At 68.8% G+C, this 14,459-nt stretch carries 10 protein-coding genes, 2 rRNA genes and 1 pseudogene; 11 read left to right on the plus strand and 2 right to left on the minus strand.

Going from position 1 to position 14,459, the window contains the following annotated elements; all coding sequences use genetic code 11:
- Positions 1–114 precede the first annotated feature (114 nt).
- The 4 genes and pseudogenes from OG904_RS24535 to OG904_RS24550 all read left to right on the plus strand — a co-directional run bounded on the left by OG904_RS24535 (position 115) and on the right by OG904_RS24550 (position 6,159).
- Positions 115–3,237 (plus strand): 23S ribosomal RNA (locus OG904_RS24535).
- 107 nt (positions 3,238–3,344) lie between these two features.
- Positions 3,345–3,461 (plus strand): 5S ribosomal RNA (gene rrf / locus OG904_RS24540).
- Between the two features lie 157 nt (positions 3,462–3,618).
- A pseudogene (locus OG904_RS24545) lies at positions 3,619–5,196 on the plus strand (hypothetical protein); the annotation flags it as partial.
- Positions 5,197–5,277: 81 nt separating this feature from the next.
- A complete protein-coding gene (locus tag OG904_RS24550; RefSeq protein ID WP_405498236.1) occupies positions 5,278–6,159 on the plus strand; it encodes a hypothetical protein in 882 nt (293 codons plus the stop codon).
- A 78-nt stretch (positions 6,160–6,237) separates the two neighbouring features.
- Here OG904_RS24550 and OG904_RS24555 read toward each other — a convergent pair whose 3' ends face one another.
- A complete protein-coding gene (locus OG904_RS24555; RefSeq protein WP_405494417.1) occupies positions 6,238–7,509 on the minus strand; it encodes a DUF1015 family protein in 1,272 nt (423 codons plus the stop codon).
- 113 nt (positions 7,510–7,622) lie between these two features.
- Between OG904_RS24555 and OG904_RS24560 the strand changes: the two genes are divergently transcribed.
- From OG904_RS24560 to OG904_RS24575, 4 genes are all read left to right on the plus strand, one after another.
- On the plus strand, positions 7,623–8,675 hold the full coding sequence (locus OG904_RS24560) for an HAD-IIA family hydrolase (protein ID WP_405494419.1): 1,053 nt from the start codon (positions 7,623–7,625) through the stop codon (positions 8,673–8,675).
- 74 nt (positions 8,676–8,749) lie between these two features.
- Positions 8,750–9,796, plus strand: a complete 1,047-nt coding sequence (locus OG904_RS24565) for a FecCD family ABC transporter permease (protein ID WP_405494421.1) — start codon at positions 8,750–8,752, stop codon at positions 9,794–9,796.
- The gene (locus OG904_RS24570) at positions 9,793–10,869 is read left to right on the plus strand and encodes a FecCD family ABC transporter permease (RefSeq protein ID WP_405494423.1); all 1,077 of its coding nucleotides are present in this window, start codon (positions 9,793–9,795) and stop codon (positions 10,867–10,869) included. Before OG904_RS24565 ends, OG904_RS24570 begins: the two co-directional genes overlap by 4 nt.
- 14 nt (positions 10,870–10,883) lie before the next feature.
- On the plus strand, positions 10,884–11,714 hold the full coding sequence (locus OG904_RS24575) for an ABC transporter ATP-binding protein (RefSeq protein WP_405494425.1): 831 nt from the start codon (positions 10,884–10,886) through the stop codon (positions 11,712–11,714).
- A 101-nt stretch (positions 11,715–11,815) separates the two neighbouring features.
- On the opposite strand, the gene OG904_RS24580 is transcribed toward OG904_RS24575, so the two are convergent.
- Positions 11,816–12,163: an SCP2 sterol-binding domain-containing protein gene (locus tag OG904_RS24580; protein WP_405494427.1), complete on the minus strand. Its 348-nt coding sequence runs from the start codon at positions 12,161–12,163 to the stop codon at positions 11,816–11,818.
- Positions 12,164–12,228: 65 nt separating this feature from the next.
- Here OG904_RS24580 and OG904_RS24585 point away from each other — a divergent pair, with 65 nt between their 5' ends.
- From OG904_RS24585 to OG904_RS24595, 3 genes are read left to right on the plus strand one after another with little or no spacing between them, the layout of a single operon-like run.
- Positions 12,229–12,525 (plus strand): hypothetical protein, encoded by a 297-nt coding sequence (locus tag OG904_RS24585; RefSeq protein WP_405494429.1) that lies wholly within the window; start codon positions 12,229–12,231, stop codon positions 12,523–12,525.
- Positions 12,526–12,532: 7 nt separating this feature from the next.
- Positions 12,533–13,348 carry a TlyA family RNA methyltransferase gene (locus tag OG904_RS24590; protein WP_405494431.1) on the plus strand — a complete coding sequence of 272 codons (816 nt, stop codon included), beginning with the start codon at positions 12,533–12,535 and terminating at the stop codon, positions 13,346–13,348.
- Entirely contained in the window at positions 13,345–14,295 is a 951-nt protein-coding gene (locus OG904_RS24595; protein WP_405494433.1) for an NAD kinase, read from the plus strand. Before OG904_RS24590 ends, OG904_RS24595 begins: the two co-directional genes overlap by 4 nt.
- Positions 14,296–14,459: the final 164 nt, after the last annotated feature.

The following is a 14,459-nucleotide window of genomic DNA, read 5'->3' on the forward strand; positions in this document are numbered from 1 at the left end:
GTGAGGTCATGCCTTCTGTGATGCCGGCCCCAGTGAACTCGCCAGCTTGTCTGGTGGGGGTGATGGGTGGCTGGTCGTTGCTTGAGAACTACACAGTGGACGCGAGCATCTGTAGGCCAAGTTTTTAAGGGCGCACGGTGGATGCCTTGGCACCAGGAACCGATGAAGGACGTGAGAGGCCGCGATAGGCCCCGGGGAGCTGCCAACTGAGCTTTGATCCGGGGGTGTCCGAATGGGGAAACCCGGCAGTCGTCATGGGCTGTCACCCACTGCTGAACACATAGGCAGTGTGGAGGGAACGCGGGGAAGTGAAACATCTCAGTACCCGCAGGAAGAGAAAACAACCGTGATTCCGGGAGTAGTGGCGAGCGAAATCGGATGAGGCCAAACCGTATGCGTGTGATACCCGGCAGGGGTTGCGCATGCGGGGTTGTGGGAATTCTTTTGATCGGTCTGCCGGCCGGTCGGCGAGTCAGAAACCGTTGATGTAGTCGAAGGACATGCGAAAGGTCCGGCGTAGAGGGTAAGACCCCCGTAGACGAAACATCAGTGGCTTGCTTAAGAATCTCCCAAGTAGCACGGGGCCCGAGAAATCCCGTGTGAATCTGGCGGGACCACCCGCTAAGCCTAAATATTCCCTGGTGACCGATAGCGGATAGTACCGTGAGGGAATGGTGAAAAGTACCGCGGGAGCGGAGTGAAATAGTACCTGAAACCGTGTGCCTACAAGCCGTGGGAGCGTCGCCGTTATTCTTCGGAATGACGGTCGTGACTGCGTGCCTTTTGAAGAATGAGCCTGCGAGTTAGCGGTGTGTAGCGAGGTTAACCCGTGTGGGGAAGCCGTAGCGAAAGCGAGTCCGAATAGGGCGATTGAGTTGCACGCTCTAGACCCGAAGCGGAGTGATCTAGCCATGGGCAGGTTGAAGCGGAGGTAAGACTTCGTGGAGGACCGAACCCACCAGGGTTGAAAACCTGGGGGATGACCTGTGGTTAGGGGTGAAAGGCCAATCAAACTCCGTGATAGCTGGTTCTCCCCGAAATGCATTTAGGTGCAGCGTCACGTGTTTCTTGCCGGAGGTAGAGCACTGGATAGGCGATGGGCCCTACCGGGTTACTGACCTTAGCCAAACTCCGAATGCCGGTAAGTGAGAGCGTGGCAGTGAGACTGTGGGGGATAAGCTCCATGGTCGAGAGGGAAACAGCCCAGAGCATCGACTAAGGCCCCTAAGCGTACGCTAAGTGGGAAAGGATGTGGAGTCGCAGAGACAACCAGGAGGTTGGCTTAGAAGCAGCCACCCTTGAAAGAGTGCGTAATAGCTCACTGGTCAAGTGATTCCGCGCCGACAATGTAGCGGGGCTCAAGCGTACCGCCGAAGTCGTGTCATTGCAGCTATAGGGCCAACGCCCGCTGTGATGGGTAGGGGAGCGTCGTGTGCCGGGTGAAGCAGCAGCGGAAGCTAGTTGTGGACGGTTCACGAGTGAGAATGCAGGCATGAGTAGCGATACACACGTGAGAAACGTGTGCGCCGATTGACTAAGGGTTCCTGGGTCAAGCTGATCTGCCCAGGGTAAGTCGGGACCTAAGGCGAGGCCGACAGGCGTAGTCGATGGACAACCGGTTGATATTCCGGTACCCGCTTTGAAACGCCCAATATCGAATCAGGCGATGCTAAGCCCGTGAAGCCGTTCCGGACCCTTCGGGGAAAGGAAAGTGGTGGAGCCGGCGGACCAGACTTGTAGTAGGTAAGCGATGGGGTGACGCAGGAAGGTAGTCCAGCCCGGGCGGTGGTAGTCCCGGGGTAAGGGTGTAGGCCGAGGGGTAGGCAAATCCGTCCCTCATATAAGGCTGAGACCTGATGCCGAGCCGATTGTGGTGAAGTGGATGATCCTATGCTGTCGAGAAAAGCCTCTAGCGAGTTTCATGGCGGCCCGTACCCTAAACCGACTCAGGTGGTCAGGTAGAGAATACCGAGGCGTTCGGGTGAACTATGGTTAAGGAACTCGGCAAAATGCCCCCGTAACTTCGGGAGAAGGGGGCCATCACTGGTGATCGGATTTACTCCGTGAGCTGGGGGTGGCCGCAGAGACCAGCGAGAAGCGACTGTTTACTAAAAACACAGGTCCGTGCGAAGCCGTAAGGCGATGTATACGGACTGACGCCTGCCCGGTGCTGGAACGTTAAGGGGACCGGTTAGTCACATTTCGGTGTGGCGAAGCTGAGAACTTAAGCGCCAGTAAACGGCGGTGGTAACTATAACCATCCTAAGGTAGCGAAATTCCTTGTCGGGTAAGTTCCGACCTGCACGAATGGCGTAACGACTTCTCGACTGTCTCAACCATAGGCCCGGTGAAATTGCACTACGAGTAAAGATGCTCGTTTCGCGCAGCAGGACGGAAAGACCCCGGGACCTTTACTATAGTTTGATATTGGTGTTCGGTTCGGCTTGTGTAGGATAGGTGGGAGACTTTGAAACCCCAACGCCAGTTGGGGTGGAGTCGTCGTTGAAATACCACTCTGGTCGTGCTGGATGTCTAACCTCGGTCCGTGATCCGGATCAGGGACAGTGTCTGATGGGTAGTTTAACTGGGGCGGTTGCCTCCCAAAAAGTAACGGAGGCGCCCAAAGGTTCCCTCAGCCTGGTTGGCAATCAGGTGTTGAGTGTAAGTGCACAAGGGAGCTTGACTGTGAGACCGACGGGTCGAGCAGGGACGAAAGTCGGGACTAGTGATCCGGCGGTGGCTTGTGGAAGCGCCGTCGCTCAACGGATAAAAGGTACCCCGGGGATAACAGGCTGATCTTCCCCAAGAGTCCATATCGACGGGATGGTTTGGCACCTCGATGTCGGCTCGTCGCATCCTGGGGCTGGAGTCGGTCCCAAGGGTTGGGCTGTTCGCCCATTAAAGCGGTACGCGAGCTGGGTTTAGAACGTCGTGAGACAGTTCGGTCCCTATCCGCTGTGCGCGTAGGAATATTGAGAAGGGCTGTCCCTAGTACGAGAGGACCGGGACGGACGAACCTCTGGTGTGCCAGTTGTCCTGCCAAGGGCATGGCTGGTTGGCTACGTTCGGGAGGGATAACCGCTGAAAGCATCTAAGCGGGAAGCCTGCTTCAAGATGAGTATTCCCACCTCCTTGAGAGGGTAAGGCTCCCAGTAGACGACTGGGTTGATAGGCCAGATGTGGAAGCCCGGTAACGGGTGGAGCTGACTGGTACTAATAGGCCGAGGGCTTGTCCTCAGTTGCTCGCGTCCACTGTGTTAGTTCTGAAGCAACGAACGGTTGCTGGTTTCTAGAGCTAGAACATAACTACAAAGTGTGCTTGTTCGCTCGAAACCGATTAGGGTTTCGGTGGTCATAGCGTTAGGGAAACGCCCGGTTACATTCCGAACCCGGAAGCTAAGCCTTTCAGCGCCGATGGTACTGCAGGGGGGACCCTGTGGGAGAGTAGGACGCCGCCGAACAATTTTTCAAAGGACCCTTGGTCCAGCGTTCAACGCTGGACCAAGGGTCCTTTTTTGTTTTCCACAGCTTTACGCCGAAGCGCGGCCATGGGTTGGTTGCGCGAGAATGACTAGCGGTACCCCGAAGACAGGAGTCACACCCATGTCCAACTCTCCCGACGATCGTCCGGAGCGCGAGCCTCGGCGCAACGACGGCGGTGACAGGGGCGGCTACCGCGGGGGCCGTGACGAGCGTGGCGGCGACCGTCCGCCGTTCCGTCGCGATGACCGCGGCGACCGTCCCACCGGTGGTGGCGGCGGTGGCTTCCGTCGTGACGACCGTGCCGGCCGGCCGGCCGGCGGTGGCGACCGCCCGTCGTATCCCCGTCGTGACGACCGTGGTGGCGACCGTCCGAGCTACCCCCGCCGTGATGACGACCGTGGCGGCCGTCCCTCGGGTGGCGGCGACCGTCCGTCCTTCCCGCGCCGTGACGACCGCGGTGGTGACCGTCCCACTGGTGGTGGCTTCCGCGGTAATGACCGCGGTGACCGCCCCTCCGGTGGTGGCTTCCGTGGCAACGACCGTGGTGACCGTCCCACTGGTGGTGGCTTCCGCGGTAATGACCGTGGAGACCGTCCCACTGGTGGTGGCTTCCGCGGTAATGACCGTGGAGACCGTCCCTCCGGTGGTGGCTTCCGTGGCAACGACCGTGGTGACCGCCCGTCGTACCCGCGTCGTGATGACCGTGGTGGTGACCGTCCGTCCTTCCCGCGCCGTGACGATGACCGCGGTGCATTCCGTGGCAACCGTGATGACCGCGGTGGCGACCGCCCCTCGTACCCGCGCCGTGACGACCGTCCCTCCGGTGACCGTCCGCCGTTCCGTGGGAACGACCGTGGTGACCGTCCCACTGGTGGTGGCTTCCGCGGCAACGACCGTGGCGACCGTCCCTCCTTCCCGCGTCGTGATGACCGTGGTGGTGACCGTCCCTCGTACCCGCGCCGTGACGATGACCGCGGTGGATTCCGTGGCAACCGCGATGACCGCGGTGGCGACCGTCCCTCGTACCCGCGCCGTGACGACCGTCCCTCCGGTGACCGTCCGCCGTTCCGTGGGAACGACCGTGGTGACCGTCCCACTGGTGGTGGCTTCCGCGGCAACGACCGTGGCGACCGTCCCTCCTTCCCGCGTCGTGACGACCGGGGCGGCGACCGCCCGTCGTACCCGCGTCGTGATGACCGTGGTGGTGACCGTCCGTCCTTCCCGCGCCGTGACGATGACCGCGGTGGATTCCGTGGCAACCGCGATGACCGCGGTGGCGACCGCCCCTCGTACCCGCGTCGCGACGACCGTCCCTCCGGTGACCGTCCGTCCTACCCCCGTCGGGACGACGACCGCGGTGGTTACCGCGGCAACCGCGACGACCGCGGTGGCGACCGCCCCTCCTTCCCGCGCCGGGATGACCGCGGTGGGGACCGTCCGTCCTTCCCGCGCCGTGACGATGACCGCGGTGGATTCCGTGGCAACCGCGATGACCGCGGTGGCGACCGCCCCTCGTACCCGCGCCGTGACGACCGTCCCTCCGGTGACCGTCCGTCCTACCCCCGTCGGGACGACGACCGCGGTGGTTACCGCGGCAACCGCGACGACCGCGGTGGCGACCGCCCCTCGTACCCGCGCCGCGACGACCGCGGCGGCGACCGCGGTGGGTTCCGCGGGCGTGACGATCGTGGTGGCGACCGTGACTTCCGCTCCGACCGTGACCCGGTCAAGCGGCTTCCGATCGACGAGGACGTCACCGGTTTCGAGATCGACTCCGACGTTCGCCAGGAGCTCCTGAGCCTGCCCAAGGGTCTGGCCGAGGAAGTCTCCAAGAACCTGGTCATGGTGGCCCGGCTGATCGACGAGGACCCGGAGCAGGCGTACGCGTACTCGCGCATCGCCCTGCGGCTGGCCTCCCGTGTCGCCGCCGTGCGCGAGGCCGCCGGCTTCGCCGCGTACGCCACGCAGAAGTACGCCGAGGCGATCGCGGAGTTCCGCGCCGCCAAGCGGATGACCGGTTCGGTCGAACTGTGGCCCGTCATCGCCGACTGCGAGCGCGGCCTCGGCCGTCCGGAGCGGGCGCTGGCCATGGCCGGCGAGCCCGAGGTGCAGAAGCTGGACAAGGCCGGTCAGGTCGAGATGCGTCTGGTCGCGGCCGGTGCCCGCCGGGACATGGACCAGCTCGACGCCGCCATCGTGACCCTGCAGAGCCCGGAGCTGGCCTCCAACTCGGTGCAGCCCTGGACCGCGCGCCTGCGGTACGCCTACGCGGACGCCCTGCTGGCGGCGGGCCGTGAGGACGAGGCGCGCGAGTGGTTCGCCAAGACCCTCGAGGCCGACAAGGACGGGGCCACGGACGCCTCGGACCGGCTCGCCGAGCTGGACGGGGTCGAGTTCGTCGACGCGTCCGCGGACGAGGACGGCGACGTGGAGGACGGCCTCGACGAGGACGACCTCGACGAGGACGACGAGCGCGACGACGACCCCGAGGTCGTGGCGGCGGAGCGTGCCTCCGACCAGGCCGAGTACTACGACGAGGACGACGACGAGTACGAAGGCGACGTCGATGTCGACGCCACCGACGAGATCGTCGTTCTCGACGAAGACGAGGACGAGGATGACGACGACGACGTCCTGGACCGGCGTGATGAGGACCAGGGCCGCGACAAGGCCTGAGTGAACTGAGAAGGGCGGTACCCCCGGTGGGGGTACCGCCCTTTTTCTTTGTCCGGGGCCGGTCGGTCCGCGCTGCGCTCAGTCCACGCTGCGCAGCACCAGGCCCGTGGCCGGCTTGGGGCCGAAGGAGGTGGACTTGCGGGGCATCGTCACGCCCTGGCGGGCCAGCTCCCGGACGACCGACTCGCGTACGGGGTTCAGCAGGACGGCCGTGCCGCCGAGCCGCTCGGCCATCTCCACGGTGGCCTCCGTGTCGTGGATGTACGAGATCTGCTCGGGGGTGTCGGGGACGGTCCACAGCGTGTCCAGCAGCGTCGCGTGCAGCACCGTGGCATCCAGCCGGCGCCAGGCCTCGGGGCGGTCGCCGCGGACCGTGCGCTCGATGAGGGCCGGCTCCGGGTCGGTGACCAGGTGGAAGGTGCCGTCGCCGGTGAGGAGGAAGGCGTTGCCGCGCTCCGCTGCTTCGCCCAGGGCCTCCATGGCGCGCGGCAGCGGCCCGTCGACCGTACGCACCCGGAAGTTGCCGTCCAGGGCCGCCAGCGCCTCGGCGGGTGCCAGGCGCCGGAGCAGCCGGTGGATCGCGCGGACCTGGAGCGGGTAGCGGGCGGTGTCGACGAGGAGGACCAGGCCGAAGTCCCACGGGGTGGGCGAGCCGTGCTCCTCCTGGAGGCGCAGGTACGTCGCCCAGCGGTGGTGGCCGTCGGCGATGAGGGCCTGGCGGTCGCCCAGGTCGGCGGTGATCGCCGCCAGTTCAGCGGGGTCGGTGATGGCCCACAGCCGGTGCTGGAAACCGTCCTCGGTGGTGGTGGAGAACAGCGGGGTGCGCCGAGAGGTGTGCTCGACGACCGCGGCCGTGCCCGTGGCCGGGTCCGCTCCCAGATAGGTGAGGAGCAGCGGTTCGAGGTTGGCCGAGGTGGCGCGCATCAGGCCGGCGCGGTCGGTGACCACGTGGGGCATGACGTCCTCGTGGGGCAGGACGATCCCGGCGTCGGCGGCGGAGAGGGCCAGGGCTCCGATGACGCCGCGCTGCAGCAGGTCGCCCTTGCGCTGCTCGTACACGTAGAGCGCGGGCTCCGGATCGGCGCTGAGGATGCCCTCGGAGAGCCAGTCGCGCAGGGTGTGCGCCGCCTGCTGGTTGCGCGCGTCGGGGCTGTCGGCCTGCGGAAGGATCAGGCGGACGATGTTGTGCGGGTCGGCGGACTCCAGGTGGTTGAGTCCGTCGGGGCGCACGACCACGTCGTACGGCGGTGAGGTGACGGCGGCCAGGCTGCCGACACGCTCGGGTACGTAACGCAGGCCATGGAACGGGATCAGGCGCAGTCCATGGTCCGCGGTGCCAGATGTGGTCATTGGTGAATCGTAAGACCCGTCTCGCCATGCGGGATGATCGGGGGAGTACGGAAACCGGACAAGATCGATCTCGCCCCGTCACCGCTGGGCGGGGCCCAGGAGGAACGGACACCATGACCCGGCAGAGCAGGACCAGTCCCGCGGGCAGTGAGCGGAGTCTGCACCAGGCGTACGACACGGCCCTGCTCGACCTCGACGGGGTGGTGTACGCGGGTGGGGAGGCCATCGCGCACGCCGTGGAGTCGCTCGCCGTGGCGCGGTCCGACGGGATGCACCTGGCGTACGTGACGAACAACGCGCTGCGCACTCCGGACGCGGTCGCGGAGCACCTGAGCGAGCTCGGGATCCCGACGGAGGCGGGCGAGGTGATCACCTCCGCGCAGGCGGTGGCCCGGCTCATCGCCGAGCAGGTGGCGCCGGGGTCCAAGGTGCTGGTGATCGGCGGCGAGGGGCTGCGGGTGGCGCTGCGCGAACGCGGGCTGGTTCCGGTGGACTCCGCCGAGGAGGAGGGTCTCGCCGCGGTGGTCCAGGGGTACGGCGGGCCCGACCTGCAGTGGTCGCGGTTCGCGGAGGCCTCGTACGCGATCAACCGCGGGGTGCCGTGGTACGCCTCGAACACCGATCTGACGATTCCGGGGGCGCGGGGGATCGCTCCGGGCAACGGGGCCGCCGTGGAGGTCGTACGGATCGCCACGGGCGCCGAGCCCCAGGTGGCGGGCAAGCCGCTGCCCCCGATGCACCGCGAGACGGTGCTGCGGACCGGGGCGGAGCGGCCGCTGGTGGTCGGGGACCGGCTGGACACCGACATCGAGGGCGCCTTCAACGGGGAGGTGGACTCCCTGCTGGTGCTGACCGGGGTGACCGACGGGGCGCAGCTGCTGGGGGCCGAGCCGAAGTACCGGCCGACATACGTGGACCGGGACCTGCGCGGGCTGCTGACCGGGCAGCCCGAGGTGGTGGCGGCCGGCGGGCCCGAGGGGGGCTTCCGCTGCGGGGGCTGGACCGCGGTCGCGCTGGACGGCGTACTGGAGCTGCGGGGCGGGGAGGGCGCGGAGCCGGACCCCATCGACGGGCTGCGGGCGCTGTGCGCGGCGGCGTGGACGCACGCCGGGGAAGGTTCGTGCGGGCTGGAGGCGGGGAAGGCGCTGGCCCTGCTCGGCCTGTAGCAGGGTCTGCGGGCCCGGCAGGAGGGGCCGTTCGGGGGGCTCCGGGCAGGCGGAGGGTAGGCTAACCTAACTTCGTGTTGGTCGAGAGTCCCCCCGAAACGAGTGCGGCGCCGGTCGCCGCCACCCGCCCGCGCCACGGGGCGCGGGCCGTCGGTCTGCTCGCCGCCGTCGGCGTGCTCGCGCTGATCGCGGTGGCGAGCATCGCGGTCGGCGCCAAGCAGATGCCCCTCCACGAGGTCTGGCACGGCCTGTTCCACTACTCAGGGACGACCTCCGACGTCGTCGTGCGGGACCTGCGGGTCCCGCGCACCCTCCTCGGGGTGCTCGTCGGCCTCGGTCTCGGCCTGTCCGGCGCCGTGATGCAGGCACTGACCCGCAACCCGCTGGCCGAGCCCGGGATCCTCGGCGTGAACGCCGGGGCCGCGGCCGCCGTCGTATCGGCCATCAGCTTCTTCGGGGCCACCTCGCTCAGCGAGTTCGTGTGGTGGGCCTTCCTCGGCGCCGCCGTGGTCTCCGTCGTCGTGTACGTGCTCGGCGGCAGCCGCAGCGCCACGCCGGTGCGCCTGGCGCTCGCCGGTACGGCGGCCAGCGCGGCCCTCGTCGGGTACATCAACGCCGTGCAGCTGATGGACAGCAAGGCACTGGACAAGCTCCGCTTCTGGACCGTCGGCTCGCTGGCCTCCGCCAACATGGAGACCGTCAAGCAGGTGGCACCCTTCCTGCTGGTCGGCGCCGCGCTCGCGCTGACGCTGGGCCGGCCGCTCAACGCCATGGCCATGGGCGACGACACCGCGCGGGCGCTGGGCGCGAACCTGACGCGGACCCGGATCGGCGCGATGATCGCCATCACCCTGCTGTGCGGGGCCGCGACCGCCGCCTGCGGACCGATCGTCTTCGTCGGCCTGATGATCCCGCACCTCGTACGGTTCTTCACCGGGCCGGACATGCGCTGGGTGCTCGCGTACTCGGCGGTGCTCTCGCCCGTACTGCTGCTCGGTGCCGACGTCATCGGCCGGGTCGTCACCCGGCCCGCCGAACTCCAGGTCGGCATCGTCACGGCCCTCATCGGCGGACCCGTGTTCATCTACCTCGTCCGCCGCAAGAGGATGGCAGCGCTGTGACAGTGACCGACGCACCCCGCAAGGTGCGCACGCGGCGGACCGGCCCCCGGCCGCTGCACCTGCCCGGCGGGATATCGCTGCGCGTGGAGCGGCGTGCGCTGGGCGTGGGGGTGCTGCTCCTGGCGCTCGGGCTGGCGATGGCCGTGGTCCTCATCGGCACCGGGGACTTCGACATCGCCCCGTGGGACGTCGTGCAGACCCTGCTGGGCAACGGCACGCCCGCGCACGACTTCATCATCAACGACCTGCGGCTGCCGCGGGTCCTGGTCGCCGTACTGGTCGGCGCGGCCCTCGGCATGGCCGGGGCCGTCTTCCAGTCGGTCTCGCGCAATCCGCTCGGCTCCCCGGACGTGCTCGGCTTCGGCTACGGCTCGGCCGTGGGCGCGCTGGTCGTCATCGTGCTGTTCAACGGCGGCGCCGGCCAGGTGGCCGTGGGCGCGCTGGTGGGCGGTCTGGTGGCCGGCCTGCTGGTGTACCTGCTCGCCTACAAGCAGGGCATCCACGGCTACCGCCTCGTCCTCGTCGGCATCGGTGCCTCAGCGATGCTGATCGCCGTCATCCAGTACCTGCTGACGAAGGCGCAGCTCGTCGAGGCCACCCGCGCGATGGTCTGGCTGACCGGGTCGCTGGCCGGCCGGGACTGGGCCCAGGTGTGGCCGCTGCTCGTCAGCTGCGCCGTGCTGTTCCCGCTGATCCTCGGCCAGAGCCGGGCGCTGCGGATGATCGAGATGGGCGACGACGCGGCGTACGCCCTGGGAGTGCGGGTGGAGCGGACCCGGCTGCTGCTCATGGTGGCGGCGATCCTGCTCACCACCGCGGCCAGCGCCGCGGCCGGGCCCATCAGCTTCGTCGCGCTGGCCGCGCCGCAGCTGGCCCGCCGGCTGACCCGCTCGCCCGGGGCGAGCCTGCTGACCGGGGCGCTGATGGGCGCGCTGCTGCTGCTGGTGTCCGACTGGGCCTCCCAGCGGGCCTTCGGCGCCGACCAGTTGCCGGTGGGGGTGGTGACGGGCCTGGTCGGCGGCGTCTACCTGCTGTGGCTGCTCGTCACCGAGCGCAAGGCAGGCCGCATATGAAGGACCAGAGGGGTATGAGCAACCAGAGGAGCAGGCAAGTGCAGCGGCTGACCGCGGAGAACGTGACGCTCGGATACGACCAGCGGGTCATCGCCGAGAACCTGTCGGTGGAGATCCCGGACAACTCCTTCACCGTGATCGTCGGCCCCAACGCCTGCGGCAAGTCCACCCTGCTGCGCGCCCTGTCGCGGATGCTGAAGCCCTCGCAGGGGCGGGTGCTGCTGGACGGACAGGTCATCGGGTCGATGCCGGCGAAGAAGGTCGCCAGGACGCTGGGCCTGCTGCCGCAGTCCTCGATCGCACCCGACGGGATCACGGTGTCCGACCTGGTCTCGCGCGGCCGCTACCCGCACCAGGGCATGCTGCGGCAGTGGTCGGCCGGGGACGAGCGGATCGTGAACGAGTCGATGGCCTCCACGGGGGTGGCGGAGCTCGCCGACCGGGCCGTGGACGAGCTGTCGGGCGGGCAGCGGCAGCGGGTGTGGATCGCGATGGCGCTGGCGCAGCAGACTCCGCTGCTGCTGCTGGACGAGCCGACCACCTACCTGGACATCCAGCACCAGATCGACGTGCTGGACCTGTGCGCGGAGCTGCACGAGGAGCAGGGGCGGACGCTGGTCGCGGTGCTGCACGACCTGAACCACGCGGCCCGGTACGCGACGCACCTGATCGCGATGCGGGACGGCAGGGTCGTGGCGGAGGGGGCGCCGGCGGAGGTGGTGACGGCGGAGCTGGTGGAGCGGGTGTTCGGGCTGCGGTGTCAGGTCATCTCCGACCCGGAGACGGGGACGCCGCTGGTGATTCCCGCGGCGCGGCGGGCCCGGTCGGTGGTTCACGCCGAGTAGGCGGGTGCGGCGCCGTTGCCGGGGGTGGCCCGCCCCCGGACCCCCGCGCCTCAAACGCCGCCGGGGCTGGATGCGGCGGGCGGGGCCGGATGCGGCGGGATCTACAGCAGGCTCTTGAGTCTCAGCAGGTCGCGGAAGCCCGCCTCCAGGCGGATGCGGCCGGAGGCCCAGGCCTTGGCGAACTTCAGGTCGCCCGCGACCAGGGCGACGAGGTCGTCGCCGGCCATGGCGAGCCGGATCTCGGCCTTGGCGGGCGGCGGCCCGGGGGCCACCGCGTCCACGCGGATCCGGCCGCCGTCGAGGCGGCCCGTGAAGGTCCGGTCCAGGTCGGTGATGTGGCAGCTCAGCGAGCGGTCGAGCGCGGTCGCACCGCGCACGTCGCCTTCGGCCCGCGCCAGGTTGTCGGAGAGTTGGTCGAGTGCCGCACGGCACTCCTCGATCGTAGCCATCGTGATCCCGACCGTACCGCAGAGCCGTGCGCGGCCGCGGGCACGGTACGGGGTAGCGTCGGGGCATGACCGAAGAAGTGCCCGACGTGTCGCAGGACCCGTCCCCGCAGGCCCCGGACGAGGTGCTGGGCGAGGCCTCCGACGAGGGGGCCGCGCCCGCCGGGCCGGTCGCGCTGGGCCTCGTACGCACGCCCACCGGGCACGCCGGGGTGGACGCGGGGCTGGAGCGGCTGGCGGACGCGGACCACCTCCCGGCGGACGGACACCTCGAGGTGTACGAGGATGTGCACAGGGGGCTGCGCTCCGCGCTGACCGCGCTGGACGCGCCCACCGGCCCCCGTCCTCTCGAAAACAGGAGCTGAACCGAACGTGGCAGGAGTGGCACGCCGCCGCCTGGACGCCGAACTGGTGCGCCGCAGCATGGCCCGCTCGCGCGAGCACGCCGCGCAGCTGATCGCCGCCGGCCGGGTGACGGTGGGCGGAAACACCGCGACCAAGGCGGCCACCCAGGTCGAGACCAGCGCGGCCCTCGTCGTCCTCAAGGACGACAGCGACCCGGACTACGTCTCCCGGGGCGGCCACAAGCTGGCGGGCGCGCTGGCGGCCTTCCAGCCGCAGGGACTGCGCGTGGAGGGCCGCCGGGCGCTGGACGCGGGCGCGTCGACCGGCGGGTTCACCGACGTCCTGCTGCGCGCCGGGGTCACCCACGTGATGGCCGTCGACGTCGGCTACGGGCAGCTCGCCTGGTCGCTGCAGAGCGACGAGCGGGTCACCGTCAAGGACCGGACGAACGTGCGCGAGCTGACGGTGGAGCTGATCGACGGGGTGCCCGTCGACCTGGTCGTCGGGGATCTGTCCTTCATCTCCATCGGGCTGGTGCTGCCCGCGCTCGTACGCTGCTGCGCGCCGGACGCGGATCTGGTGCTGATGGTCAAACCACAGTTCGAGGTCGGCAAGGACCGGCTCGGCAGCGGCGGTGTGGTGCGCAGCCCGGAACTGCGGGCGGAGGCCGTGCGGGACGTCGCGGCGCAGGCGTGGAAGCTGGGCCTCGGCGTGGTCGGGGTGACGGCGAGTCCGCTGCCGGGCCCCTCGGGCAACGTCGAGTATTTTCTGTGGCTGCGGGCGGGGGCACCGGTGCTCGACCCGGCGGATGTCGAACGTGCAGTGGCGGAGGGGCCGCAGTGAGCAGTGTGTCGGAGGAATCAGCACAGTCGGGGAAATCGGCGGAGCCGGGGGCGCGGACGGTCTTCCTGCTCGCGCACACCGGGCGGCCGGCGGCCATCCGCAGCGCCGAGCTGGTCGTGCAGGGTCTGCTGCGCAGCGGGCTGGGCGTACGGGTGCTGCGGCACGAGGCGGTGGACCTGCCGCTGCCGCCCGAGGTGGAGCTGGTTGCCGAGTCGGAGTGCACGCCGGAGGTGCTCGACGGGTGCGAGCTGCTGATCGTGCTGGGCGGCGACGGGACCCTGCTGCGCGGTGCCGAGTTCGCGCGGGGCTCGGGGGTGCCGATGCTCGGCGTCAACCTGGGCCGGGTGGGCTTCCTCGCGGAGGCCGAGCGGGACGACCTGGACAAGGTCGTGGACCGGGTCGTGACGCGGGAGTACGAGGTCGAGGAGCGGATGACCCTCGATGTGATCGTGCGGACCAACGGGGACGTGCTGCACCGGGACTGGGCGCTGAACGAGGCGGCCGTCCAGAAGGTGTCCCCGGAGCGGATGCTGGAGGTGGTCCTGGAGATCGACGGTCGCCCGGTGTCCGGCTTCGGCTGTGACGGAATCGTCTGCGCGACCCCGACGGGTTCGACGGCGTACGCCTTCTCGGCCGGCGGGCCGGTGGTCTGGCCGGAGGTGGAGGCGCTGCTGATGGTGCCGATCAGCGCGCACGCACTGTTCGCGAAGCCGCTGGTGACCTCGCCGGACTCGGTGCTGGCGGTGGAGGTGCAGACCGGGACCCCGCACGGGGTGCTGTGGTGCGACGGGCGGCGGACGGTGGAGCTGCCGGCCGGGGCCCGGGTGGAGGTCCGGCGGGGGACGGTTCCGGTGCGGCTCGCGCGGCTGCACCACGCGTCGTTCACGGACCGGCTCGTCGCGAAGTTCGCGCTTCCGGTGTCGGGGTGGCGCGGGGCGCCGCACTAGTCCCGGACCGTTTCCGCACGGGTCCGGCACGGGGGTCCAGCACGGGCCCGGCACGGGCCCCGTACGGGTCCGGCGCGGGTCCGGTGCCGGTTTCGTACGTCGCGCGTACGTAAATAGCATGACTGTTCGAGTTGTTCTGGGCGGGTGACGTCACATGGCACCCG

The sequence above is a fragment of the Streptomyces sp. NBC_00096 genome, assembly GCF_045041305.1.
Lineage (GTDB): Bacteria > Actinomycetota > Actinomycetes > Streptomycetales > Streptomycetaceae > Streptomyces.